At 67.8% G+C, this 23,005-nt stretch carries 18 protein-coding genes; 8 read left to right on the top strand and 10 right to left on the bottom strand.

Going from position 1 to position 23,005, the window contains the following annotated elements; all coding sequences use genetic code 11:
• Nucleotides 1-181 precede the first annotated feature (181 nt).
• Nucleotides 182-586 (top strand): VOC family protein, encoded by a 405-nt coding sequence (locus tag DB31_RS02285; RefSeq protein WP_044181280.1) that lies wholly within the window; start codon nucleotides 182-184, stop codon nucleotides 584-586.
• Between the two features lie 65 nt (nucleotides 587-651).
• On the opposite strand, the gene DB31_RS02280 is transcribed toward DB31_RS02285, so the two are convergent.
• Together DB31_RS02280 and DB31_RS02275 are read right to left on the bottom strand one after the other, a co-directional pair.
• Entirely contained in the window at nucleotides 652-1,035 is a 384-nt protein-coding gene (locus DB31_RS02280; RefSeq protein ID WP_052419659.1) for a response regulator, read from the bottom strand.
• A 148-nt stretch (nucleotides 1,036-1,183) separates the two neighbouring features.
• The gene (locus DB31_RS02275) at nucleotides 1,184-2,167 is read right to left on the bottom strand and encodes an Ig-like domain-containing protein (protein ID WP_052419658.1); all 984 of its coding nucleotides are present in this window, start codon (nucleotides 2,165-2,167) and stop codon (nucleotides 1,184-1,186) included.
• 152 nt (nucleotides 2,168-2,319) lie between these two features.
• Between DB31_RS02275 and DB31_RS02270 the strand changes: the two genes are divergently transcribed.
• Nucleotides 2,320-4,050, top strand: coding sequence for a flavin monoamine oxidase family protein (locus DB31_RS02270; protein ID WP_044181274.1), 1,731 nt, complete (start codon nucleotides 2,320-2,322; stop codon nucleotides 4,048-4,050).
• A 257-nt stretch (nucleotides 4,051-4,307) separates the two neighbouring features.
• Entirely contained in the window at nucleotides 4,308-6,728 is a 2,421-nt protein-coding gene (locus tag DB31_RS02265; protein ID WP_240486485.1) for a lamin tail domain-containing protein, read from the top strand.
• Between the two features lie 205 nt (nucleotides 6,729-6,933).
• Here DB31_RS02265 and DB31_RS46250 read toward each other — a convergent pair whose 3' ends face one another.
• Together DB31_RS46250 and DB31_RS51160 are read right to left on the bottom strand one after the other, a co-directional pair.
• Nucleotides 6,934-7,254 carry a UBP-type zinc finger domain-containing protein gene (locus tag DB31_RS46250; protein WP_075305823.1) on the bottom strand — a complete coding sequence of 107 codons (321 nt, stop codon included), beginning with the start codon at nucleotides 7,252-7,254 and terminating at the stop codon, nucleotides 6,934-6,936.
• Nucleotides 7,241-9,019 (bottom strand): FAD-dependent oxidoreductase, encoded by a 1,779-nt coding sequence (locus DB31_RS51160; protein ID WP_083967972.1) that lies wholly within the window; start codon nucleotides 9,017-9,019, stop codon nucleotides 7,241-7,243. The genes DB31_RS46250 and DB31_RS51160 overlap by 14 nt, the downstream gene beginning before the upstream one ends.
• Before the next feature lie 398 nt (nucleotides 9,020-9,417).
• Here DB31_RS51160 and DB31_RS02255 point away from each other — a divergent pair, with 398 nt between their 5' ends.
• Nucleotides 9,418-10,521 carry a hypothetical protein gene (locus DB31_RS02255; protein WP_157231752.1) on the top strand — a complete coding sequence of 368 codons (1,104 nt, stop codon included), beginning with the start codon at nucleotides 9,418-9,420 and terminating at the stop codon, nucleotides 10,519-10,521.
• Between the two features lie 112 nt (nucleotides 10,522-10,633).
• Here DB31_RS02255 and DB31_RS02250 read toward each other — a convergent pair whose 3' ends face one another.
• From DB31_RS02250 to DB31_RS02230, 5 genes are read right to left on the bottom strand one after another with little or no spacing between them, the layout of a single operon-like run.
• On the bottom strand, nucleotides 10,634-10,888 hold the full coding sequence (locus DB31_RS02250) for a hypothetical protein (RefSeq protein ID WP_052419657.1): 255 nt from the start codon (nucleotides 10,886-10,888) through the stop codon (nucleotides 10,634-10,636).
• 8 nt (nucleotides 10,889-10,896) lie between these two features.
• Nucleotides 10,897-12,414 (bottom strand): complex I subunit 4 family protein, encoded by a 1,518-nt coding sequence (locus DB31_RS02245; protein WP_044182241.1) that lies wholly within the window; start codon nucleotides 12,412-12,414, stop codon nucleotides 10,897-10,899.
• 5 nt (nucleotides 12,415-12,419) lie between these two features.
• Nucleotides 12,420-13,838: an NADH-quinone oxidoreductase subunit 5 family protein gene (locus DB31_RS02240; protein WP_044181266.1), complete on the bottom strand. Its 1,419-nt coding sequence runs from the start codon at nucleotides 13,836-13,838 to the stop codon at nucleotides 12,420-12,422.
• Complete coding sequence (locus DB31_RS02235; RefSeq protein WP_044181265.1) at nucleotides 13,825-17,040, bottom strand: YbcC family protein; 3,216 nt, start codon at nucleotides 17,038-17,040, stop codon at nucleotides 13,825-13,827. Before DB31_RS02235 ends, DB31_RS02240 begins: the two co-directional genes overlap by 14 nt.
• Nucleotides 17,041-17,064: 24 nt before the next feature.
• Nucleotides 17,065-18,705, bottom strand: coding sequence for a SulP family inorganic anion transporter (locus DB31_RS02230; protein ID WP_044181264.1), 1,641 nt, complete (start codon nucleotides 18,703-18,705; stop codon nucleotides 17,065-17,067).
• A 325-nt stretch (nucleotides 18,706-19,030) separates the two neighbouring features.
• On the opposite strand from DB31_RS02230, the gene DB31_RS02225 reads away from it, so the two are divergent.
• The 3 genes from DB31_RS02225 to DB31_RS02215 are packed head-to-tail and all read left to right on the top strand — an operon-like array spanning nucleotide 19,031 to nucleotide 20,509.
• On the top strand, nucleotides 19,031-19,627 hold the full coding sequence (locus tag DB31_RS02225; protein WP_240486484.1) for an RNA polymerase sigma factor: 597 nt from the start codon (nucleotides 19,031-19,033) through the stop codon (nucleotides 19,625-19,627).
• The gene (locus DB31_RS02220; protein WP_044181263.1) at nucleotides 19,605-20,240 is read left to right on the top strand and encodes a hypothetical protein; all 636 of its coding nucleotides are present in this window, start codon (nucleotides 19,605-19,607) and stop codon (nucleotides 20,238-20,240) included. Before DB31_RS02225 ends, DB31_RS02220 begins: the two co-directional genes overlap by 23 nt.
• Nucleotides 20,237-20,509, top strand: a complete 273-nt coding sequence (locus DB31_RS02215) for a hypothetical protein (RefSeq protein WP_044181261.1) — start codon at nucleotides 20,237-20,239, stop codon at nucleotides 20,507-20,509. The genes DB31_RS02220 and DB31_RS02215 overlap by 4 nt, the downstream gene beginning before the upstream one ends.
• Here DB31_RS02215 and DB31_RS02210 read toward each other — a convergent pair whose 3' ends face one another.
• Nucleotides 20,510-21,385: a hypothetical protein gene (locus DB31_RS02210; RefSeq protein ID WP_052419655.1), complete on the bottom strand. Its 876-nt coding sequence runs from the start codon at nucleotides 21,383-21,385 to the stop codon at nucleotides 20,510-20,512.
• 103 nt (nucleotides 21,386-21,488) lie between these two features.
• On the opposite strand from DB31_RS02210, the gene DB31_RS02205 reads away from it, so the two are divergent.
• Nucleotides 21,489-22,973 carry a sensor histidine kinase gene (locus DB31_RS02205; protein ID WP_044181259.1) on the top strand — a complete coding sequence of 495 codons (1,485 nt, stop codon included), beginning with the start codon at nucleotides 21,489-21,491 and terminating at the stop codon, nucleotides 22,971-22,973.
• The last annotated feature ends 32 nt before the right edge of the window (nucleotides 22,974-23,005 follow it).

Genomic DNA, 23,005 nt, shown 5'->3' with positions numbered 1-23,005 from the left:
GACACCGGTGGGTGGGGGCCGACCAGTCGATGCATGGTGGGTTCTCTATCCAGTAGGACTTGTCCCCGGGCAGTGGAGGTGGTCTGCCGGGGACTGCGCCAGCGAGGCGCACCTTACAAAGCCCCATGCAGGTGTACTGAAGGGGTGATCTCGCCAGCGATGAGCGATATGAAGCGCGGCCATGGCGAAAATCACGGGAATCGGCGGGGTGTTCTTCAAGTCGAGGAGCGATCACAAGGCGCTCTCCGCTTGGTACCAGCGCCACTTGGGGATCGCGCTCGAAGAGTGGGGCGGCGCGATCATCAGGTGGCCCGAGGACAAGGCTGAGGACAAGGGGCTCACCGTCTGGAACGTGGCGGAGAAGGACAGCCGCTGGTTCAGCCCGAGCGAGTCGAGCTTCATGATCAACTACCGGGTGGATGATCTCGACGCGCTGATCCGGCAGTTGAAAGAAGGTGGCGTGGAGATCCTCAAGGGACCGGAGTCGCACGAGAACGGCAAGTTCGCCTGGCTCATGGATCCCGACGGCAACAAGGTGGAGCTCTGGGAGCCGATGCTCTGGGATGAGAAGAACAAGCGGCCTTAGCTCCCGCGCTCATTGGCCGCCCGGGGCGTGATCAGCGTGCTCTCTCCGTGAAACTGCGACTCCCACTAGGCGTCAGTCCACGGGGACTCGCCGTGCCCTCGGTCGCAGTAACGCGCCAGGAGTTCGTGCACTTGGGAAATGCCAAAGGGCTTGCGGAGGAATGCCGCGATGCCGGGCGGAGGCTCGCTCTCGCCTGCCGTCATCACCACCACGGGCACGGTGCACGTCCTCGGACTCGCGCGCAGGCACTCGAGGAACTCCCGGCCTGACATGACCGGCATCAACCAATCGAGAAAGATCAGGCACGGTGTGTCGATCCGCTCCAGCAGCTCAAGCCCCGCCAGGCCATGGGCAGCGGCAGCCACGGTCATGCCCGCATCGTCGAGCAGTGCGGACAGGGCCGCGCGAATGTCCGCGTCGTCCTCCAGGATCAAAACGGTCCGGCTCATGCCGCTCACTCTTTCACGGAACTCATGCCGGGAGGGCTGTTTCGGCCGTGTGATTCTGGAGACTGTCCACGAGCCTACGAAGGCGCAGGTGTCCCAAGGTAGATTTCCGTTTTTGACAGGAGTCCAAGCATGGGCTGGGCCGGGTTGCTTAGTTGTTGGAGGCTCCCGCGAGGATCCACGAACGCACCTGGACCACCATGCCAGGGTTGTCATCGAAATAGGCTTGGTTGTTCGAGGGCATGCGGGGTCCGCAGGCATTGCCTTCCATCTTGAGGACGAGCGCCGAGTTGTTCGGATCCCCGGGCACCACCCGCTTGAGGTCACACGCGGTGGCGTTGACATTGACCAGGTTGCCGTAGCTGGCACCGGACCGGAGATTCACGCCCCCGCTCGAGCCGTGGCAGCTGGTGCAGGGCACCGCTTCCCAGGTTCTCTGGACGTCGGTGTAGTGGGGGACGGAGACGGGCACGGTGACGGTGCGGGTCACCCCGGGGTTCTGGCCATCGGTGACGGTCACCGAGAGGGTGAAGGAGGTCTGCGTGCTCAGCACGGGCGAGAACCACTGGGCGCTCGAGAGGGTGGTGGAACCCACGAAGGTTCCCTGCGTGGCCGGAGCCCACTGGGTCCACGACCAGGTGAGGGGATCGCCATCCGGATCGCTCGCGGTGAGGGAGAAGGTGCCCGTGTCGCCCGCCAGGAGTGTGCTGGGGCCGGTGATGCTGGCGGCCACGGTGGGCGGCCGGTTCTGGGGAACGGGTGGGGCCACGTCCACGTTGAGCGTGCCGCTGACGGTGCCGCCCTTGCCGTCGGACACGCTCACCTTCAGCGCGAAACGCTGGGGGCTCGTCACCCAGGGAGAAGTCCAGGTCGGCGTGGCGCTGGAGGCATCGGTGAAGGTGCCTGCTGGAGAGGCGGGCATCTGGGTCCAGGTATAGGTGAGCGCATCCCCGTCCTGATCCGTGGCCCGCAGGGTGAGGGCCACCGGGGCGCCAGAGTTCACCTGCGCCGTCTGCGTGGTGGGGCCCATGAGGGTCGGGGGCTGGTTGCCAGGGGCGGGGTCACCGCCACAGGCAACGCTCCACAGCACGACGAACAGCCAGGAGGGAAGAAGCCGGGACGAGCCACAGTGCATGCATGCTCCAGTCAACGAGATGGTCTGGCACCGTAACCCAAGGCCACTCGCTTCGAGGAGTCTTGGGGTGGTTTCGGTCGCTGCGCGCGCCCGTAAGGAATTGCGGCGGTTCGGCGCTTGAGTTCACGGCGGCCGGAGGCTAGAGGGCCCGCATGAGCCTGAACAATGAACTGCCAGAGAATCCGATGCAGGCAGCGACAGGGACCCGTTTGGGGATCTGGGCTGCGCTGCTGCTCGTGGTGCCTGCAGGGTGCGTGAGCGCTACCGCCTCCACCGCTCCCACTTCCCGAGCGCTGCTCTCCCGTCCCCCTGCCGTGGCTGATTGCGAGAAGACCACGGGCTATGACGCCATCATCGTCGGTGCTGGCTTCAGCGGGCTCACGGCCTCCAAGGAGCTTCGGCGCGGCGGCCGCGACAACGTCCTCATCCTCGAGGCCACTGACCGCATCGGCGGCCGGGCCAGCACCCTGAAGAAGGGGCCTCCCATCGATCTGGGCGGCGCCTGGATTCACGGGGTGACGATCAATCCCCTCACCCCCCTGGCGGACGCCCTGGGCTTCGAGCGCGTCACCAGCGTTCTCGATGGCCCCATCTACCTCGACAATGGCAAAGAGGTGACTGTTCTCTCGGGCGCCCAGGCCCAGCAGTACAGCCAGGAGGAGGAGGCCTTCTACCAGCGCCTCCTGGTGTCCAGCCTCATTCAGCTGGGCTTGAAGGAGTGCCGTGACACGGCCGCCATGCGTCAGGCTCCCAGGGATCCGGATCGCGAGGAGATCTGTCAGCACATGGAGAAGGTCGCCAACGACCAAGTCTCCCACTACCTGCCTCAGGATTCCGACTTCCGCCACTTGTTCGAGGGCAACATCGGACCCCTGGAGAGCGCGGTGGAGACCTCGCAGAACTCCACCGTGGACGCCGTCGCCTTCGAGGCCGGAGACGATGACCTCATCAAGCAGGGCATGGGCAACCTCATCGAGGCCTTTGGAAAGGAAGAGCCTGTTTGCCTGAACTCCCCCGTGACGAAGATCACCTACACCGATGACGGCGTCGTCGTCGACGTGAAGAACGGCAAGCGCTATCAGGCGCGCAAGGCGCTGGTGACGGTGTCCATTGGCGTCCTTCAGGCGAAGAAGATCCAGTTCGAGCCGCCGCTGCCGCCCAGCAAGTTGGCGGCCATCGAAGGTCTGCCCATGGGCAACATGCAGAAGGTCATCATCGACTTCAAGGACCAGCCTGACTTCATGGGCGACACGCTCCCCAACTCGTGGGTCCTCTACCAGGCGCCCGATAACTCCGTGATGGCGTTCGTCATCCGGCCGCTCGGCAAGAACATCGCCATTGGCTTCTATGGCGGCGAGCGGGCGAAGCAGTATGAGCAGCAGTGCGCGAGCATCTCGGGCGACAAGCCCCTGCCCCCGGAGCGCCAGCCCTGCGACGAGGCGGCTGTCCAGCATGCCAAGGCGGCCCTGGTGCGGATGTATCACTCGAATGCCAGCACAGCGGCCGGGGCCTCGGCGCCCCTCGACATCGGCCAGGCCGTGGACAAGGCGGACATCTACCTCACGCGGTGGAGCCTGGAGCCCTGGGTGCTCGGGGCCTACTCCGCGGCCATGCCCGGTGCCTGGCCCCTGCGTGAGAAACTGGGCGAGTCCATCTGCTCCTATCAACCCTCCTCACAGCAGGAGCCGGCGGAAGAGGGGTGCACCAAGCGGCTGTACTTCGGAGGCGAGGCCACAGGGCGGCCCATGTACAACGGTTCGTTCGCCGGGGCCCACGAGGCAGGGCTGCGCACCGCGCGTGAGATGCTTCACGCCCTGGAGGAGGAAGACCGCGCCACTGCGCCCGCAAACGTGGGCAGCGCCGAAGCCGGAAGAGGTAAATGAGACGCCGATAGCAACGGCGAGGAAGGGGCCGAACCCGGAGAGGCGGTGGGGAGAAAGTCAGACCCGCATGGTCTAACAGCATGGTTCTCACGGTTTCCAAGAGAAGCCTGAGTGCCGCAGTAGACCGTTCCCCGCAGCTCTTCAAAGACAAGGTCCCCATGCCTTTACACGCTCTCCTTTATCGGACGGCCCTCGTGGCCGTTGTGTTGTTGTCGCTCCCTGGTGCCGCCTGGGCGCAAGCCGCCCTGAGCGGGCAAGTGAAGTTCTCCGATGGCAGCATTGCGGCGGGAGTGACCGTTTATGCGAGGGCGCAATCGAGCATCCTCGCGTATCGGACCACCACGGATGCAGCCGGTATGTACTCGCTGCAGGTCGTCCCTGACACTTACAGCGTCGGCGTCGAGTTGGCCTTCCACAACTTCACGGGCAGCCAGCTCCTGATGCCCTCTCAGTCCTTCAGCACCCCCACCACGCTCAATCTGACGACCCAGGACATTCTGCTCAACGGACGGGTCGTCAACAGCAGCGGTCAGCCGGTGGCCAACGTGCACCTGTGGGGCTCGGCGCTGCAAAACAATAACAGCTTGAATGAGCTGTCTCCCCTGTCTGGAGCCGACGGCCGCTTCCAGGTGCGCATTCTTCCAGACACCTACTCCTCAATGCTGTTGGAGCCTCCCTCGGGTGGCCCCTACCTCGTCACTCCTCTGCCAAATCAGACGTTCTCGGCCAACACCACGAAGGACTTCGTCCTGGGCGATGCCATCAGCCTCTCCGGGCAAGTGAAGTTCTCTGATGGCAGCATTGCGGCGGGTGTGACCGTTTATGCCAGAACACCCTCGGGCAGCTTCACGTATCGGGCTACCACGGATGCAGCCGGTATGTACTCGCTGCAGTTCATCCCTGGCACTTACAGCGTCGGCGTCGAGTTCACCTCACCCGGGTTCACGGGCACGACGCTCCTGTTCTCCTCCCAGTCCTTCAGCACCCCCACCACGCTCAATCTGACCGCCAATGACATCCAGCTCAAGGGCCGGGTCGTCAACAGCAGCGGCCAGCCGGTGGCCAACGTGCGTCTGCGGGGCTCGGTGTATCGCGGCAACGGCTGGAATGAGCTGTCTCCCCTGACTGGAGCCGACGGCCGCTTCCAGGTACGCATGTTTCCGGGCACCTACTCCTCAATGCAACTGGAGCCTCCCACGGGTGGCCCCTACCTCGTCACGCCTTTGCCGAATCAGACGTTCTCAGGCAACACCACGCAGGACTTCGTCCTGGGCAATGTCATCAGCCTCTCCGGTCAAGTGAAGTTCTCCGATGGCAGCAGCGCGGCGGGAGTGACCGTTTATGCCAAGGGCTCCTCGAGCAGCACCACCATGTATAAGGCCACCACGGATGCAGCCGGTATGTACTTGCTGCAGTTCGTCCCTGGCACCTACAGCGTCGGCGTCGAGTTCACCTCGCCCGGCTTCACGGGCTCGCAGACCCTGCTGTTCTCCCAGCCCTTCAGCACCTCCACCCCACTGAGCCTGACGGTCAATGACATCCAGCTCAATGGCCGGGTCGTCGACAGCAGTGGCCAGCCGGTGGCCAACGTGCACCTGCGGGGCGCGGTGTATCAAGGCCTCGGCTGGAATGATCTGTCTCCCCTGTCTGGAGCCGACGGCCGCTTCCAGGTACGCATGCTTCCAGGCACCTACTCCTCGATGCAGCTCGATCCGGGGTCCAACCTCGCGTACCTGATGACGCCGCTGCCGATCCAGACGTTCTCCGCATCCCTCAGCCAGGAGTTTGTCATTGGCGACCACAACGAGTGCTTGGTGAACAACGGCGGGTGCAGCGTGAACGCCGCCTGCACGAACCTCCCCGGCTCGCGCACGTGCGCCTGCAACTCCGGCTACACGGGTGATGGCATCAGCTGCGTGGAGATTCCCGCGACGCTGACCGTCACCGCCCCCAACGGTGGCGAGCAGTGGGCCCCGGGCTCCGTCCAGAACATCACCTGGACGTCCTCCGCGGTGAGCCAGGTGGACCTCCGGTATTCGCTCGACAACGGCGCCACCTGGACGCTCATCGCCGCCAACGTGCCGGCCTCCGCGGGCTCTTATGCCTGGCTGCTGCCTGCCTCGACTTCCTCGCGTACCCTCGTGCGCATCGCGGACGCCCAGGACGGCAACCCCGTGGATACCAGCAACGCCCCGTTCGCTGTGACCTCCGGGCGTGTCATCCTCAATGAGCTCCTCGCCAACGAGCCCGGCTCGGCCACCGCTGGCGAGTTCGTCGAGCTGGTCAACGTGGGCAGCACTGAAATGGATCTCAGCGGCTGGGTCCTCTGGGATGCCACGGCGGCGCGCCACACGTTTGCTTCCGGCACCGTGCTGGCTCCGGGCAAGGCCTTGGTGGTGTTCGGTGCGAGCTCCGGTATTCCGTCGGGTGTGTCCAATGCCGTGGGCGCCACCACCGGTGGCCTCAGCCTGGGCAACACCGGCGACACTGTCACCGTGAAGAACGCCGCTGGCATCGTCATCGACACCTTCACCTATTCCAGCGCATTGGCCGCGGCCGATGGCGTGTCGATGAACCGCAGCCCGGATGCCGCTGTGGGGGGCAGCTTCGTGCTGCACAACGTGCTCTCGCCGCTCACGGCCTCGGCCGGCAAGCGCGCGGACGGATCCACCTTCTAAGGACAGGGCTTCACCGCCCGGTTGCCCTCGCGCAGCCAGGCGGACGCGCAGCCCAGGCGCCCCGCGGAGACCGACTCAGGTCCTGCGGGGCGCCGCTTCACACTCCAACCGCCGACTGCCCTCAAACGGGGGGAGAGCCGAGGTAGCAAGCCGGAGGGTGTGCACCATGTCAGAACGAGACCGTGTCACCCCAAGGACGGATGTCTCAGGGCGCTTCGCCATGGACCGGTGCAGTCTCCTCATGCCGGGCCGGTAGCCTCTCGGCGAAAGCCTCGTCTGGGTAGCAATACCCCCACTCCTCGTCGGGCTCGAAGGAGCGGATGACCGGGTGTTGCGTCGCTCGATAGTGCTTCGTCGCGTGCTTGTTCTTCGAGTCATCGCAGCAACCCACATGACCGCAAGACAGGCACAGCCGCAGGTGGACCCACTCGTCTCCGGACTCGAGACATTCCTGGCAGCCCTCGCTGCTTGGGACAACCCCCGATTGTCTCGTCGCTGCATTGGCCAGATGATCACATGCGTACATGATCGCTCTCTCCTTCTGCCAGTGAGGTGCCTCGGGCGGAGGCCGGGTTTCGCCGGGATTCAACCTCGGCGGTGGAGGCCAGGTAGGCGTGCAATTGCGCCACCACGGCCGAGCCCTCGCCAATCGCTGTGCCCACGCGCTTGACGGAGCCCGAGCGAACGTCGCCGATGGCGAACACGCCGGGCAGGCTTGTCTCGTACGTGAACGGCGTTCGCCCGGTGGCCTCCCAGGTGGCCGCCTGGGGCGGCTCCTCTCGGAGTTCCGCGCCCGTGCGCACGAAGCCCTTCGCGTCCAGCGCCACCCCGCAGCCCGTGAGCCACTCCGTGGCCGGATCCGCCCCGATGAAGAGGAAGAGGTGGCGCACGTCGTGCTCCTCCTCGCGTCCGCTGGGCCGGTGACGCCAGCGCACCCTCTGCAAGCCGCGCTCCTTCGAGCCCTCCAGCCCCGTCACCTCTGTCTCCATCAGCAGCTCGATATGAGGGGAAGCGGCCATGCGCTCGATCAGGTAGCTGGACATACTCTCGGCGAGCGCCTGGCCGCGCACGAGCACGCGCACCCGGCGTGCATGGCCCACGAGGAACACAGCTGCCTGGCCCGCGGAGTTGCCACCACCCACGAGCACGACCTCCTCGCCCTCACACATGCGCGCCTCGATGGGGCTGGCCCAGTAGAAGACCCCGCGGCTCTCGAACTGGCCGAGGTTCGCGAGCGCAGGACGGCGGTAGCGTGCTCCGCTGGCCACGACCACGGTCCGTGCGCTCACCTTCCGCCCATCGGTCAGCTCGAGGGTGAGCGGCGCGCCGGAGGCCTCGCAGCGAAGCGAGGCGACCTCTGCCGGGATAGCCATCTCCGCGCCGAACTTCTGCGCTTGCACGAAGGCGCGCGCGGTGAGCGCCTGACCGGTGATGCCCGTGGGGAATCCCAGATAGTTCTCGATGCGCGAGCTCGCGCCCGCCTGCCCCCCGAAGGCCCGCTGGTCCAGGACGAGCACCCGGAGTCCCTCGGAGGCCGCGTACACGGCGGTGGCGAGCCCCGCGGGACCCGCGCCCACTACGGCGACGTCATAGAGCGTCTCGAAGGCCACTTCCGAGAGCAGACCCAGCACCCGGGCAATGGTGCTCTCCGAGGGGTTCTTCAGGACCGAGCCGTCGGGGCACACCGCGAGCGGGAGCTCTTCCGCGCGCGGCGAATAGCGCGCGAGCAGTGAGACCGCCTGTGCGTCCCGCGCCGGGTCCAGCACGAGGTACGGGTGGCCATTGCGCGAGAGGAAGCCCTCCAGACGTACCCTGCCCGCGCACTCGGGAGGGCCCACCAGGACGGGCCCGCCCGCACCCGTCTGGATCAGGCTCACGCGACGCAGGATGAGGGCGCGCATGATGCGCTCGCCGAGGTCCGCCTCCGCCACGAACAGCGCGCGCAGACGGTGCGGAGGGATGACCAGCGCCTCCACTTCGCCCACCGCGTGAGCGTCGACGAGCGCGGGGCGTCCGGACAGCAGGGCCACCTCGCCGAGGAACTGTCCCGGGCCCTCCTCCACGATGGGAACGCTGTGCCCCAAGCCATCGCGCCGGGACAGGGCTACGCGGCCCTGGGCGATGACGAGCAGCCCGGGGCTCGGCCGCCCCGCCGCAGCCAGGCACGCACCCTCCCTGAAGCGCCGGACCTCACCGAAGCGCTGCATGCGCTCGCGGTCCCGGGCGTCCAGGACGGGGAACACCTGAGCGCGGCGCGACTCAAGGTTCAGGGGCAGGGGAGGGAACCTCATGCCCAATGAATGGGCACGGGACGCGTGAATCCCCAGAGCACGGGCATCCACTTGAGCCCTCGCCTGCGCGCAGCGCTAAGCGCAGCGATTTGGGTGCTCCACCGGAACGTGGCACCTCCACGTCTCGGGCTTCTCAGGATGGAAGTGGCGGGAATCGAAGCCGCGCCGGGCGGTGCAAGACTTTCAAAGGGCAGAGCGCCCGCCGATCTCCGGGAAGCGTTCGTAGGCCCGCAGGAGTGCGTTAGTGCAGTGGGGAAGGCTGGCCGTTCTGGAGTATGCCCGCACACCTTGACGCTGAGGAGGCTCAGAGTGGTGGGGGTGGGCGCGCAGCAACTCTGCCCGGACCGCGCCAGGAGTCTCTGGACTTTGTCCAACGCTCAGACTCAGATATCGCCTTCATGACCCTTGTGCTTGCGTGGACGGACTCAACGCATGCCTACATGATTGCGGATTCCGCCGAAACGCACCGACTGGGCCCGCCGGAGGCGGAGGTCTCCAGTCTGGGTCAGGTTCAGCGCCAGGACGAGCGGGGGCCTGTTGTCGAGGAGCGGGCACAGAAGGTGGTGGAGATAGGTCCGGGGGCGTTGGTCGCCCTGTTAGGGAACACTCGAGGCGCCAGGGCATTCGCGCGTCATCTGTTCAGCCTGGCGGAGCAGCACCTCGCGGACCCCCAGACGAACCTGCAGGCTGCCATTGAAGCACTGCGTGAATGGGATGGGGGCAATGACACCTTCGAGGCTGTCATCGCCCTGTCGGCGCCGGGCGAGGCGCCTTGCCTCTTTGGCTTTTCTTACCCAGAGAGGACTTTCCATCCGATTCCTCCCATGGGGATCATCGTTCGCGGCAGCGGCCAGGATGCACCACTTACGCAGCGCCTCGTCCCCGCCATCCAGAACCTCAGGGGGCTGGACAACCCGTCAGCCGAGAAGTTCCTGGTGGCGATGCTGGCGGTCATGAACGGCGAAGCCCTGTACACCGACTTGATCAAGCACTCCGTCGGTGGCTGCTTCATCGGAGCCGCCACCGGGGGCGGAGAGGTCACCTGGCAACCAGATATTCTTTATATGCCCTACCGGCCCGACTTCAGGGCCTTTGGGGTCGAGAGCCCCACACCCAGCATCCCAGACAAGGCGCTGCCGCAGCGGGAGAGAGTCACTAACATCATCACCGCCCGGGTGCGGCGCGGCCATGTGGCTATCTCTTCGACGTACAATCAGCGCGCGGTGGTCCTTACGAACGGAGTTCTTCCCCGCGTAGAACTCTCAAAAGCGTTTGGGCGCGCGGACCACCTTCAGTACGAGTACGCAGTGCTCCTGCCTCTCATGGAAGGGGGGCGGTTGGTGGTCATTGAGGGAGATGATCCCGCCCTCTCGCCCATTCTCTTCACCCTCGAGACCACGTCCATCCGCTCCGACCTCGCGACGCTGTTGACGACCCATCCAACACCCGAGCATCCCAGAACCATCTTCTTGGATCGCGCCGCGCTGGAACGGATGAAGTAGGTCGGTCGGGGTGCAATCTTTCGTGAGGATTGGAACCTCGGCAGCTAGAAACCGCCCAGGAGGGTGGCCACGCGCGCGATGACCGGGCGGACGCCTACGCGGTGGAGCTGTGTCATCGGGGCGTGAAGGTGGACAGTTCGTAGATTCCCAGGGCTTTCTCAAGCGTGGCGACTTCCTCCACCACCCCCTCGAAGCCGTCCGCGCCGAACAACTCGTGTTCCTTTCGCTCGAAGTCCTCGCCCAGCGCGTCGTACTCGTTGGCAGAGACGATCTGCCGCAGTGCAGGGAAGAGGACCGTATCTTCGCGCGCTGCATGGGGGCCGTACATGCGGATGAAGAGCTGAAGGGTGTGGGTCAGCGACGCCACGGAATCACTCAGGGGGCCTCGGAGTGCGCCGAGGCGGGAGTGCCCCGGACGGCGGCCACGCGATCCACCATCGAGTCCACCGTGTGCTCTCGCATCCGGAGGAGGGGACCCGGCAGCAGCCCGCCCACGAACACCAGGGCGAACAGGCCCAGGGCTGCGACGCGCTCGCGAGGCAGCAAGTCCTCCACCGTCTCGAGCAGCAGCTTCTGCTCCGGGTTCAGCCCTCCCAGGAACGTCTTCTGGAAAGCCCGGAAGAGGGTGATGGCGCAGATGGCCGTGGTGAGCAGCATGGGCAGCGCCACCAATGGGTGGGCCTCCAGCACGCCGTGGAGCAGCAAGTCCTCGCCCACGAAGCTCAGCGTCCCGGGGAAGCCCAGGCTCGCGAAGCCCAGCAGGAAGAAGAAGGCCGCCATGCGCGGCGCCTTGCGGACCAGGCCGCCCAGCCGCGTCATGTCCGTGGTCCCCGTGCGCGCCCCGAGCACCTCCACCACCAGCTTGAGCCCCGTCAGCGCCACGCCAGTCGCCACGCTCTGCAGCAGCACGCCCGCCACGCTCTGGGTGTTCATCGTCGCCAGCCCCGCGAGCATGAGCCCGGACTGGCTCACCAGCAGGAAGCCCACCGTGCGGCGCAGATCCACCTGCGCCAGCGCCAGCACCGCGCCGTAGAGCCCGCTGAACAGGCCCACCGCCGTGAGCATCGTCTCGCCCGAGGCCCACGCCTCCGGCAGCAGGGGAATGGCCACCCGCACCAGCAGGAACAGCCCCGCGTGCACGTTCACCAGCAGCAGGCTCAGCCCGAACGGCCCGCGCGCCATCAGCACCGGCAGCCACGAGTGGAAGGGCACCACCGCCATCCGCACGGCCGCCGCCAGCAGCAGCAGTCCGAAGAGCGCCGTCTGCCACGAGCCCGGCACTCCGCGAGCGGCCAGCGCCGTCAGCGAGAACGGCGCCTCAGCGCCCGCGCGCGAGCCCAGCATGCCCACCAGCACCGTCACCACCAGCAGCGGCAAGGTGCCGGCGATCATGTATGCCCGGAAGGTCAGCACGGCCCGGGACTCCGGCTTCGCCCGCGCGCTCTGGGAGACGAGCACCCAGGCCGGCACCAGCGTGGCCACCCAGAAGACGGTGAGCAGCGCCAGGTCCTGCGCGCAGAAGAAGCCCAGCGTGGCGCTCTCGGTGAGCAGCAGCACCGCCAGCGTACGCCGATCCAGCAACTGCCGGGGCCCCGCGGCCACCAGGCCCAGGGTGAGCAGCGCGGTAAGGGACAGCGCCACCACGCTGGCTCCATCCACGCCCAACTGGAGATCCATACTCAGCAGCGGCACCAAGCCCCATGCGTTGACGAGCTGGGGACCGGCCTCGCCGTTCCGGAAGAGCCCGATCGCCACACCGGCCAGAGCCAGGGTGAGCGCCGTCACTCCGAGCGCCAACTGACGGGCATGGCCCGGCCGACGGACCCACCGGAGCGCCACGGCGCCCAGCGCCGGCAGCACCACGAGCATCGAGAGAAGAGGAAGAGAGCTCATCTGCGTCACACCGTTCCAGTCGACTCGCCACTCGACGAGCGATCCGCCGCCAGCACCTCGGGCTCCGGGGTGGAGCGAGGCGCAGGCCTCGATGTCCAACCACTCAGCGCGCCGACCCAGTACCGCTCGGCCTTGTCGATCCACTGACCCACGAAGAGCAGCGGCCGCATGGCCCAGCTCTCGTGCAGCACCTCCAGGGCGAAGCGCTCCAGCGCCAGCCGGTAGAAGCGCCGCACCAGCCCCCCAGGCAGCGCGCGGTGAACCACCGCCACCGCTGGGGCCTGCGCCGCCTGGAGCGCCGCCCGGCGAGACTGCGCCTCACGCAGCGCCGACGGAGCCCTCAGCAACTGCAGGCACCGCAGGCACGCGTGCGCCACCAGGTGCACCAGCGCCAGCCGGTACAGCCCCAGGCCCACCTCGGCGAAGATCAACCCCACCTGGGTGAGCACTCCGTACGCCAGCGCGCTCTTCACGTCCGTCTGCACGCGCCAGGCGAGCGTGGCATGGATGGCCGTCACCAGGCCCACGCCCACCAGCGCGATGGACACCACGGGCGACGTCACCAGCAGCGGCGCGGCCCGCAGCAGCAGGTACACGCCCGCGTGCACCGAGAGCGCACCATAGAAGAGGGCGCTCGAAGGCGTCGGGCCCTCCATGGCGCGCGGCAGCCAGCTGCTGAAGGGGAACTGGGCCGACTTGCCCATGGCCGCCAGCACCAGGCACAGCCCCAGCACCGTCATCTGCCACGTGCCCGCCGTCACCGCAGGGCCCGGCCACGGCTTCGCGCCGAGCGCCTCGGCCCACTCGGCCGTCCCCAGCCAGTGGTGCAGCAGCACCGCGCCCACCAGCAGCCCCATGTCGCACAGCCGGTAGATGGTGAACGCGCGGAGCCCCGAGCGCACCGGCGTGGTCCGCTCCTGGAAGAAGGCAATCAGCATCGCCGACGACAGTCCCACCATCTCCCAGCCCACGAAGAGCAGATCCGCGCTGCCCGCCTGCACCAACAGCAGCATCCCCGTGGCGAAGAGCGCCAGCAGCAGGAAGAAGCGCGCGAAGCCCTGCTCGCGGTGCAGGTAGTTCACCGAGAACCGGCCGATGAGCAGGGTGATGGCGCTGGTCAGCACCATCATCGTCGCGGACAGGCGATCGATGAGGAAGGACACCTCGAAGGTGTACTCGCCCGCGGAGAACCACGGCGCCACGTTCAGCACCAGCACATCCTCGTGACGCACCCACAGGCTGATCGCCGTGCCCACCGAGCACACCAGCGAGAGCCACAGCGCCCGGAGCACCCAGGCCACCACCGTGCGCTCCCGGGGCGCGCGGTGCACCAGCATCGTGCACCCCAGCATCAGCAGGGCCAGCGCGGGCCAGAGGGGCACCGAGGTGGCCAGCAACCCCACCTCGAAATCACTGAGCTGCATGGACAGAACCCCCAGCACGGAGAGAGGGCGCCCGGCGCTGGTTCGCGGGGGGCACCAAGGTGGAGTCGATCAACGCCGGCGACAGGAAGTCCCGCTGCCCGCCGTACCACTCGGGCGACGTGGCGACCACCGGCAGCGGCGCCTCGGCCGGAGTGACGGTCTGGAACCCGCGTGGCGTGAAGCGCTGCATCACGCCTGTGTCGGGATCCACACTCACCAACTGCACCCAGCCATTGCCAATCAGCTCGCGCAGCTCACGCTGGCGCTCGTAGATACCGCCGAGCGTCGCCACGCTCGCCTCCACGATGATGAGCAGGCGAACCGGCTCGTGGATCTCGATCATCTGCCGGGGCAGGCCTGTGCGCAGGTCGCTCTCCACACCGTCCATCACCCCGAGCAGGCCGGTGAGGTTGTGCGGCAGCTTGGTGCCACACCCGTAGCGGTCGTTGTCGACGCAGGAGAAGTAGTACTCCAGGTTGATACCGGCACCCACCGGGCCCACCGCTGCCAGGATGCGCTCCAGGATGGAGCCCGTGGCGTCGATGGCCGGGTCATACGAGACGAGGAACGAGCGCCGATCCAGGAAGAGTCCCCGCGTCAGCGAGCGGCGGCCCACGATGCAGGCCGCGTTGGTGACGTGGCCGAGCTCTGGCCGGGCCTGGCTCAGGTCCACCGCGCGCTCCTCCACATGCCGCAGCGCGGCGGCGGGCGTGAGGGAGAGCGGCGCGGACTCGAAGCGGCGGCAGCGCTCGTGCGCGGAGAGCATCCGCGCCCGGTCCATCATCTGCTGGAACGCCGCCAGCTCGCCCTTCAGCGACTCCGGGAGCAGCTCCGTGTCGGAGAGCAGCACCTCGTCCGTGGTGGTGTTGTGCAGGCCGCCCAGGAAGTAGGTGGTGTCCGGGATGTCGATGCCGCGCGTGCGCAGCCGGGCGCGGACCTCGGGCCGGTTGGCCATCTCCGCGAAGAGGCGCGCGTTGGGGCCACCATGCCGGCCTCCGCAGGCGCCGCAGTCATAGGCGGACTGGTGCGGGTTGTTGACGCTGATCGCGCCATGGCCCAGCAGCACCACCAGCGGGGCGAAGTTCTTCACCAGCCCCACGTTCTCCAGCGTGGCGGCCACGCGGTCGGCCTGCTCGGCCACCGTGAAGCCCGTGGGCCGCAGGCCCTCGGTGATGGGCAGATCGTCCGCGCGCACGGTGGTCAGCACCGTGCGCGGGGCGGGCAGCATCTTCCGGGACAGCGCGCGGCGCGCTCGGTCCACCGTACGCGGGAAGAGCAGGTGCAGCGGCAGCAGCGCTGCGGAGAGCAGGCCCAGCAGCGGCGTCAGCAGCCAGCCGAGCTCCAGCGAGTGCGAGCCGTTGTGCAGCCAATGATCGAAGTGGCCCCACAAGGCGCGTAGCTTTGCGCGGGACTGGGCCACGTGCCCGTGCTCCGGGTGTGGCTGCTCGAGGATTTGGTGCTTGGGCGTGACGACCACCGGGCAGAGGAAGGCGCTGTTCGCGTCATCCAGGCCCCGGTAGTCCACCGCCACGCCGAAGAAGCCCGCCACGCCGAACGTCTCGTGCCGAGGGCTGAGTTCCTCGATGTGACGGCGGATGCCCTCCTCGCGGTCGTCGATGCAGAAGAGCACCTGGAAACGCGCGTCCTTCACCTGACGCAGCTCGTCCGGGCGGCGCCGGTTCTGCGCCACGCCCTGGAGCACCTCCATGCGGTAATGGTGCTCATAGGCCTCCTGCCACACCCTGCGGCGGGCCGTGCCGTCGAAGGCCTCGAGCCACGAGAGCAGGGCCTGGCGCCGGGGCTCCGGGAAGTCCGCCACCTCCATGGCCGTCAGCCCCGCGAGTTGCAGGAACTGGAAGAGGCGCCAGCTGCCCTCCTCCACGGGGCGCTCCACCGCGGGAGCGTGCTGCGGCGCCGAGCGCCGGGCGTGCTCCATGAGCCCCGCCAGCGGGCCGGTGTAGTTCAGCCGCCGCCGGGCCACGTCGCGCAGGGCGAAGCGCTCCAGTGTCAGCCGCACGGCCAGGAAGTCCATCAACGAGGCCGGAGGCGAGCCCGTGGGGCGATCCAGCGGGTTGTTCTCCAGCCGGCTCATCATCCCCGCCCAGCCCGGCAGCGCGAGCAGCACGCGGGTGATGACGGCCTCCCACTGGTGCTCGGGGACGCCCAGCTCATCGAGCGCCGCCAGCACCCCATCCATCGCGGAGAGGTTGCGGGCCTCGGACTGGGCCAGCTCCTCCTCCAGGCCGTGGAGCCACCGGGGCAGCACGCCGCTGCCGCGCACCTTCATGGCGCGCCAGGCGAAGTAGAAGCCGCGATCGCGGTCGGGCATGGTCCAGTGCGCCACCCCCAGGTCCAGGTAGGCCGCGCACGCGCGAATCAGGTGCGGGTGGACCAGATCCGACACGTCCTCGCCCGTCACCTCGCGCAGCACCTCACGGTGGCTGCGCACCTGCTCGTGCGTGTCCGCGAGAGCCTGGGGCTTCACCTGGAGCAGGGGCGTGCGGCAGGTGGCCCACAGTGCGCTCACCGCGAAGGCCTCGGGATGGCGGTCCAGCCGCTCTTGCAGCGAGGGCAGGCTGCCGTCACCGCCGAAGGCCGCCGCCAGCGCCTGCTCCGGGGTGCTCCCCTCGGGCACGCTGCCCAGCAGGGCCTTGGCCAGGTCCGCCATCGTCCAGTCCAGGCCCACGCGGCCCATCCACGCGCGCACGCCCTCGGTGGAGCGCTGGAGGATGCGCGAGCGCGTGGCGGCGGGAAGGTCCGCGCGCAGCCGCTGCGAGGCAGCCAGCTCGGCCATGCGCCAGCGCAGCGAGGCCGCCGACTCCGCGTGCAGCGGGTGGAGCAGCGCCACCCGCTCCAGCTCCAGCCGGGAGAGCGGGCCCGGGGCCAGCTCCACCACGGGCTCGCTCGAGTCGCGCTCGGACAGCGCGGCGTCGAGATCCGCATCGGTGATGCGCCCCTGCTGGTACAGCTCGCGGTAGCGCGACTCCGGCAGATAGGACTCGGTGCCAAAGGTCGCGCCCGCCGCGGCCAGCGCCTCGTGGAAGGGCAGGTGCTGGAAGGCATGCAGCGTGTTGTGGTGCACGAACACGCCAATGGGGCCCTGGATTGGCAGCAGGTGGGCCGCGTGGGCCAGTACCTGGCTCAGCCGCTGGCCGCGCTCGCCCGTGGGGACATGCTCTGCGATGTGATGCGGATGGCTCATGGTGTCCAGCTCAGTGGGTCCTTCTCAGTTCGTGAGGCCGAGGTCCGCGTCCACCGGCTTCTTGCGGGCGGACAGCGGGTGCTCGGAGAGGCTCCGGTGCTGCTCGAGCCCCAGGAGGCGGAAGTGGCGGCCCTGCTGGGAGAACTCGTGCTCCAGCTCGTGCAGCCGCTCCATCGTCGTGTGGTCCACCAGCCGTGCGTGCGACAAGTCCAACTCCACGTACTTGGCGTCCGCCTGCTGCAGCAGGTGCTTCTTGATGGTGAGGTAGTTGGTGAAGACCGCCGCGTGCTTCACGCGCAGCACCACGCGCCCGTCGGCGTGGTGCGTCTCGATCTCCGGCTTGAACAGGCTGCGCAGCGGCGCGCCGTTGAACAGGTGCACCACCGTCTTCAGCGCGATACCCGCCGCCACGCCCACCAGCAGGTCCGTGGCCAGCGTCACCACCAGCGTGAAGGTGAAGATGACCAGCTGCTCGGCGCCGATGCGGAACGTCTTCACGAACTCGCTCGGGGACGCCAGGCGCACGCCCGTGAAGATCAGCATGGCGGCCAGCGCGGCCAGCGGGATGCGGTGAATCAGCATCGGCGCGAACGCCACGAACAGCAGCAGGAACAGGCCGTGGAAGAAGTTGGAGAGCTTGCTCTTGGCCCCGTAGTTGATGTTGGCCGAGCTGCGGACGATCTCGGAGATCATCGGCAGGCCGCCGAAGATGCCGCAAATGAGGTTGCCCACGCCGGTGGCCAGCAGGTCCTTGTCCAGGTCCGAGCGGCGCTTCTGCGGATCCAGCATGTCCACGGCCTTGGCGCTCAGCAGCGACTCGATGCTGCCCACCAGCGCGAACATGGCCACGTACTTGAGCGACACCCCCGAGAAGACGTCCGAGAAGTCCGGGAAGGTGATGGCCGACAGCAGGTTGCCCGGCAGGTTCACCAGGAAGTTGGGGCCCACGGTGTAGGCGCTCTGTGACCAGGTGAACGTGTGCTCATGGTCCAAGTCGAAGAGGAGGCCCAGGGGCACGGCGGCCACCAGCACCAGCAGCGGCGCCGGGATGCGCTTGAGCACCGCCACCTTCTTGCTGAGCAGCATGTGTCCGAAGATCAGCACCAGGCTGACGATGCCGATGAGAGCGATCTCGGGGTTGGCCTTCGTCACGCTTTGGGGAATCTCCGACAGGAGCGCGAACGGCGCCTTGCTCTGCGGCGTGACGCCCAGCAGGGTGTGCACCTGCTTGGAGAAGATGATGACGCCGATCGCCGCCAGCATCCCGTGCACCACCGAGGACGGGAAGAAGTCCCCGAGCTTCCCCGAGCGCAGCACCGCGAAGAGGATCTGCACCACCGCGGCCACGGCAATGACTGCCAGCGCGCGCCGGTACCCCAGCTTCATGTCGCCGCCGCCCAGCTCCTGCACCGCGCCAATGGCGATGGCAATCAATCCTGCCGCCGGGCCCTTGATGGTGAGCCGGGCGCTGCCCAGCCAGGTGGAGATGACGCCGCCCACCACGGCGGTGAGGATGCCGGCCACGGGCGGGAAGCCGCTCGCCATGGCGATGCCGAGGCACAGCGGCATGGCGATGAGGAAGACCAGGAACCCGGAGACGATGTCGCTCTTCCAGGAGGGCGCCGCCGTGTCAGCCGGGGACGCGGAAACAGTGGGGGACTGCATGAGGCTCTACCTCCACACACGTGTGAGCAAGTACGGGGCCGAAGAATCACCGGCACGCCTGCTCGGGAATGAGGGGGAGACGGAACGAGGATTTTTCCGGTTCCCACCTGAATTACTTGGTTATCCAACAATCGGCCGGACGAGCCTTTGAGTGGCGGCGAGCCCCACCGGCCAAGAAAGAAAGAAAAACCCCGGGAACTGGATTCACCTTCATTCCATCCAGAGGAGGACGGGTTGATGCAGAGGCGAGAGGATTGGGATGCGTGCGGGAAATGCCATCGCCTCCAAGGGCTCCCCCTGCACGGGAGCAGGCGAGGGGTCGCCGGTGACTGAGAGCCGCAAGCGCTTCGAGGCCGAGCTGGGCCCGTTGCTCCCTCAGTTGCACCGGTTCTGCCTGACGCTGTGCCGGGAGCGGCAGGAGGCGGAGGATCTGCTCCAGGACTCACTGGTGAGGGCGTTCCTGCACCGGGACTCCTTCCAAGGGCGGGGCGCGCTGCTGGGGTGGCTGTACGGCATCATCCGCAACCAGTTCGTGGAGAACCGGCGCGCGGTGGCGCGGCGCCGCTCCTTATTAGAGACGGTGCTCGAGGGGGCTTCCTCGGTGCTGGGCTCGCTCTTCACCGGAGGGGCCGAGCAGCCGGATCCCGAGGCGATGGTGGGGAACTCGGAGCAGAGGGCGCTGCTGCTGCGGTGCCTGCACACGCTGCCCGAGAAGTTCCGGCTGGTGGTGTTGCTGTGTGATGTGGAGGAGCTGAGCTACGAGGAGGCCTCCTCCATCCTGGGCGTGCCGGTGGGGACGGTGAAGAGCCGCCACTTCCGGGGCCGCGCCCAGCTCAGTGCTGCTTTCAAGGCCTTGCAGGTTCAACCGCCGCACGAGGTGCGTGCAGAGGAGGACGTCCGTGAGCTCGCACGACGACCGTAACCTTCCCCCACTGCCGGACGAGGTCCGCTTCGCTGTCTCGGGGTTCCGGACCGAAGCGCCTTCACCGCACCAGCAGGCACGCCTCCACGCGGCGCTCCAAGCGGCCGAGGCCCAGCGGCGCACGGCCTCAGTGCGCGCCACGCGCAAGCCGGCGCGCAGCGGGAGTGCCCAGCGGGGAATGTGGGTGATGATGGGGGCCGCGCTGGCCGCCGTGCTGCTCACGGTGGGGTTGGAGCACACCAGCTCCGGTGGCAAGGCCCACGCGGTGCGCGAGGCCCTGCCCCTGCGCGAGGTCTCCTTCCATATTCCCGAAGGCGGGGGCTGGGTGGTGCTGCCGTGGACCGTCGACCGGCACCCGGAGGGGATGGCCCAGGTGACGCTGGAGACGCCCGCCGAGCTGGACTTCCACCAGCACTCCTCGCACCTGCCCGCGGTGCAGCTCGTGAGCTGTGAGGGCGAGCGATGCCTGCACAAGTTCAGCACGGACGCGGGCTCGGTCGCCGAGCCGCTGCGCGTGCGGATCCACGAGCCTGGGCACTACGTCTTCAACGTCTCGCACGCCTCGAAGGCGCGGCACATCGACGAGACCTTCGTGGTGAGGGCGATCCGATGAAGCTCTCCCGGGTGGACTTCGTACCGGAGCGGGAGCTGCCGGAGCGCGATCCCCTCCCGGTGATGGAGGAGGGCGAGCGCCAGCCTGGGCTGTGGCTCCAGCTGATCCTCTCGCTGGCGCGGGCCCTGGTGCTGCTCTTCATGCCGCTGATAGCGCTCGGGGTGGGCTTCCTGGTGGGGCGCCGGTTCGACAGCGCCTGGGCCATGCTCGGCACCGTCGCTGTGTTCTTCGTGGCGGGGGGCATCCTCGTCCCCGGCGAGCCGCTGTAGCTACCGCCCCCGCTTCGAGAGCTCTCGAGGCTCCAGCACGAAGAGCTGCCCTGGGCGGCCGAGGAACTTCCGCTCGCGCCAGCGGGGCTTTCGAATCCTCACGTGGCGCCGCTGCCACTCCGCCGTGTGCCCCTCGTCGAAGCGAGCCCCGGAGACCCTCAGGTACTCCAGCAGGCCGGAGAACAACTGGAAGGTGTCAAACGCCTCGGCGTCGCTCTGGGCGTGCCAGGCGAGATCCGGCAGTCCCATCCTCTGAGCGCCGTAGGTCCGCATCCACACCCCCTCCGCCTTCGGCACCTGCAGCTTCACGAAACCGACGTAGAGCGCCGTGAGGGGGATGGTCCGCAGCTGCTCCAGCAGGTCCTCGCCCTTGTCCGGGACCAGCGGTTGGGTGGGGAAGGAGGTATGGGCGCTCTCGTTCAACACCACCAGGGCCCCTTCCTTGGCCAACGCCACCGCCAGCACCGCCAGCGCCACGTATTGTTCCAAGGGGTCCGGGTCCTCTCCCACGTAGAAGAGCAGGGCATGCGCCGTATGCTCGCGGGCCCGGGTCTTCAGCTCGGCCCCGTAGTAGGCCGGAGCCACGCACTGCTCCACCACCGTGTGGGGCATCCGCACGCCGAAGAGGACCACCTGCACTTTATGCTTCCCCCAGCGGGCCACGCCGACCTCGGCGTTCATGGCTGCGCTCGCTTGCGCGTCCAGCTCGAAGCAGGCCTGGGCCAGCATGGGGTGGAGCGCTCGGAGCCCCTCTGCCAGCGCGGTGACGTGCAGGCACAGCTTGTTCGGGAACAGAAGCTGGAGACTCAACGGCCTCTCGCGCCGAGCCATCACGGGCACCTTCTGCATTCCGAAGAGACCATCGAAGAAGCCCATGTCCGCCCCTGGAACACCTGTGCTCACTCTGGCAGAGACACGGGGCCCTTGGGGAGGGCATCACGGGCGGAGTAATGGAGTCCATCCCGTTCGCCGAGGTCCCGTGAAGCTCGCCCGTAAGATCACCCTCGCACTTACCCTTTTGGCCATTGTGGTCATCGCCGTTTTGGAGGTGTTCGAGGTGCGCCGCGAGCTGGCGCGCTCCGAACTGGACATGCGGCATGACCATCGCTTGCTGGGGCACACCCTGGCAGGCTCCATCGGCAAGGCGTGGTCGCAGGCGGGTGAGCAAGAGGCGCTCATGCTGTTGGACCAGGCCAACCGCTTTCAGGATCAGATCCACCTGCGCTGGGTGTGGCTCGACGCGGGCTCGGCCCGCTCGCTTCCCAGCGACATGCCTCCGGGCTTGTTGACCGCGCTGCGCTCGGGGCGAGACAGCTGGAGGGTGGATGCGAGCGTGACGCCGGGCGTGCTGTACACCTACATGCCGGTGCTCGTTGGCGGCCGGCTGGGCGCCATCGAGCTGTCCGAGTCCCTCATCCAGCAACAGCAGCACCTGCGCACCGCCGTGGTGGGGGCCACTGTCGCCACGGGTGTCATCGCCGTGGCCTTCCTGATGGCCGCCATGGCCATGGGCCGTCGGCTGGTGGGGTACCCGGTCCAGCAACTGGTGGACCTGGCCCACCGCATCGGCGAGGGGAACCTGGAGGCCCGGGTGCAGCTTCATCAGAAGGACGAGCTGTCCACGCTGGGCACCGCGATGAACCGCATGGGCGAGATGCTCCAGAAGGCGCGCGAGGACATCGCGGTGGAGATGGCGGGGCGCCTGGCGGCCCTCGAGCACCTGCGGCATGCGGATCGGCTGAACACCGTGGGGAAGCTGGCCTCGGGCGTGGCCCACGAGCTGGGCACTCCGCTCAATGTGGTGCTGGGCCGCTCGAAGATGATCTCTTCGGGCGAGGCGGAGGGGGACGAAGTGCGCGAGTGCGCCCAGATCATCTCCCAGCAGGCTCAGCACATGACGCACATCATCCGCCAGCTCCTGGACTTCGCGCGGCGCCGGCCCCCGGAGCGGGCCCCGGAGGATCTGGGGCAGCTCACGGCGAGGACCCTGAGCCTGCTCCGGCCTCTGGCGGCCAAGCGAGGGGTGAACCTGCTCTCCGAGGTACCCGAGGCATGGGTACTGGAGGTGGACGCGGGGCAGCTCCAGCAGGTGCTCACGAACCTCGTGGTCAATGGCGTCCAGGCCTCGAAGCCCTCGACGACCGTGCGCATCCGGGCGGCGGATGTTCGCGCCACGCCTCCGCCCGATGTGGGGGGACCCGAGGCGGAGTGGACGCGGCTGGAGGTGGAGGACGAGGGCGAGGGCATTGCCCCCGACGTGCTGCCTCACATCTTCGAGCCCTTCTTCACCACCAAGGACGTGGGGGAGGGCACGGGGCTGGGGCTGGCGGTCTCCTATGGCCTGGTGCGGGACCACGGGGGCTGGATCGACGTACGCAGCGAGCAGGGGCGCGGCAGCTGCTTCTCCATCTATCTGCCGAAGGCGCGACCCCAGCAGCCGGGCGAGCAGGGGACTGGGCCTTAGGACACCTCGCCTCCAGCGCAGGGCGTGCACAC

This window comes from Hyalangium minutum, from assembly GCF_000737315.1.
GTDB classification, from domain to species: Bacteria; Myxococcota; Myxococcia; order Myxococcales; family Myxococcaceae; genus Hyalangium; species Hyalangium minutum.
The sequence above is the reverse complement of the archived record's forward strand: the minus strand, read 5'-3'. Positions and strand labels throughout refer to the sequence as shown.

Excerpts from the sequence above, each read along its gene's own strand:
- DB31_RS02285 (WP_044181280.1), top strand. The coding sequence starts at position 182 with ATGGCGAAAATCACGGGAATCGGCGGGGTGTTCTTCAAGTCGAGGAGC.
- DB31_RS02275 (WP_052419658.1), bottom strand. The coding sequence starts at position 2,167 with ATGCACTGTGGCTCGTCCCGGCTTCTTCCCTCCTGGCTGTTCGTCGTG.
- DB31_RS02255 (WP_157231752.1), top strand. The coding sequence starts at position 9,418 with ATGACCCTTGTGCTTGCGTGGACGGACTCAACGCATGCCTACATGATT.
- DB31_RS02230 (WP_044181264.1), bottom strand. The coding sequence starts at position 18,705 with ATGCAGTCCCCCACTGTTTCCGCGTCCCCGGCTGACACGGCGGCGCCC.
- DB31_RS02210 (WP_052419655.1), bottom strand. The coding sequence starts at position 21,385 with ATGGGCTTCTTCGATGGTCTCTTCGGAATGCAGAAGGTGCCCGTGATG.
- DB31_RS02240 (WP_044181266.1), bottom strand. The coding sequence starts at position 13,838 with ATGCAGCTCAGTGATTTCGAGGTGGGGTTGCTGGCCACCTCGGTGCCC.
- DB31_RS02215 (WP_044181261.1), top strand. The coding sequence starts at position 20,237 with ATGAAGCTCTCCCGGGTGGACTTCGTACCGGAGCGGGAGCTGCCGGAG.
- DB31_RS02270 (WP_044181274.1), top strand. The coding sequence starts at position 2,320 with ATGAGCCTGAACAATGAACTGCCAGAGAATCCGATGCAGGCAGCGACA.
- DB31_RS02245 (WP_044182241.1), bottom strand. The coding sequence starts at position 12,414 with ATGAGCTCTCTTCCTCTTCTCTCGATGCTCGTGGTGCTGCCGGCGCTG.
- DB31_RS02235 (WP_044181265.1), bottom strand. The coding sequence starts at position 17,040 with ATGAGCCATCCGCATCACATCGCAGAGCATGTCCCCACGGGCGAGCGC.
- DB31_RS02280 (WP_052419659.1), bottom strand. The coding sequence starts at position 1,035 with ATGAGCCGGACCGTTTTGATCCTGGAGGACGACGCGGACATTCGCGCG.
- DB31_RS51160 (WP_083967972.1), bottom strand. The coding sequence starts at position 9,019 with ATGAGGTTCCCTCCCCTGCCCCTGAACCTTGAGTCGCGCCGCGCTCAG.
- DB31_RS46250 (WP_075305823.1), bottom strand. The coding sequence starts at position 7,254 with ATGTACGCATGTGATCATCTGGCCAATGCAGCGACGAGACAATCGGGG.